The organism is Gemmatimonadales bacterium (genome assembly GCA_030697825.1).
Classification (GTDB): Bacteria; Gemmatimonadota; Gemmatimonadetes; order Gemmatimonadales; family JACORV01; genus JACORV01.
In genome coordinates this window covers 1-1,334 of record JAUYOW010000060.1, presented here as the reverse complement: position 1 = coordinate 1,334, position 1,334 = coordinate 1, and the positions used below count along the sequence as shown (strand labels likewise).

2 protein-coding genes are annotated in these 1,334 nt (G+C 64.6%); both read left to right on the top strand.

Annotated features, from left to right (window positions below; genetic code table 11):
* A partial coding sequence (thiC, locus tag Q8Q85_02975; protein ID MDP3773207.1) for a phosphomethylpyrimidine synthase ThiC occupies positions 1-766 on the top strand: 766 nt, incomplete at its 5' end.
* On the top strand, positions 766-1,334 hold a 569-nt coding region (locus Q8Q85_02970), incomplete at its 3' end, for a quinolinate synthase (GenBank protein ID MDP3773206.1). The genes thiC and Q8Q85_02970, both read left to right, overlap by 1 nt.

Below are 1,334 nucleotides of genomic sequence, written 5' to 3'. Positions count from 1 at the left end.
CGGCGGCTCCCTGATGGCGCAGTGGATGATGGCGCACGACAAGGAGAACCCCTTTTACACCGGCTACGACCGGCTCTGCGAGATCTTCAAGAAGTATGACGTCAGTTTCTCGCTTGGCGACTCCCTGCGGCCCGGCTGTCTGGCCGACGCCAGCGACGCCGCGCAGTTCTCGGAGCTGAAGACCTTGGGCGAATTGACGCTCAAGGCCTGGGAGCATGACGTGCAGGTGATGGTCGAAGGTCCCGGCCACGTGCCGATGGACCAGCTGGAGATGAACGTCAAGAAGCAGCAGGAGCTCTGCCACGGCGCCCCGTTCTACACGCTGGGGCCCCTGGTGACCGACATCGCTCCCGGCTATGACCACATCACCTCGGCGATCGGCGCCGCGATGGTCGGCTGGTACGGCTCCTCGCTGCTTTGCTACGTGACGCCGAAGGAGCACCTGGGGCTGCCCAACGCCGAGGATGTGCGGACCGGCATCATCGCCTACAAGATCGCGGCCCACGCGGCCGACGTGGCGCGGCACCGGCCCGGTGCCCGCGACCGGGACGACGCCTTGTCCCGCGCCCGCTTCAATTTCGACTGGAAGCAGCAGTTCGCCCTCTCTCTCGACCCGGACCGGGCGCGGGAGTACCACGACGAGGCCCTGCCTCAGGACGGCTACATGTCGGCCGCCTTCTGCTCCATGTGCGGCCCGAAGTTCTGCTCGATGCACATCTCGCAGTTGATCGGCGTCACGGAGCGGCCGAAGCCGATCACGATATGATGGAAACAGCGCAGCTCTCCCAACAGGTGAAGGAGTGGAAGGAGCGCCGCAACGCGGTGATCCTCGCCCACAACTACCAGGAGGGCCGCATCCAGGATGTCGCCGATTTTACCGGCGATTCTCTGAAGTTGGCGCAGTTCGCCGTGAGGACCGACGCGGAGGTGATCCTCTTCTGCGGCGTCCATTTCATGGCGGAGACCGCCGCAATGCTCTGCCCGGACCGAAAGGTCATCGTGCCGGACCTGGCGGCCGGTTGCTCGTTGGCCGACATGATCATGCCGGGGCAGGTGCGCAAGTGGAAGCAGCAGCACCGAGACGGCGTTGCGGTCTGCTACATCAACACCGCCGCCGCCGTGAAGGCGGAATGCGATTACTGCTGCACCTCCGCCAACGGAGAGCAGGTAATCAACGCGATCCCGGCGGACAAGGAGATCCTTTTCGTTCCCGACTTCTACCTCGGCTCCTACTTGAAGGCCAGGACCGGCCGCAACATCGAGCTCTGGAAAGGGTACTGCCCGGCCCACGCGGTGATCGACCCGGCCCACATCGAGAGACTGCAGGAACAGCA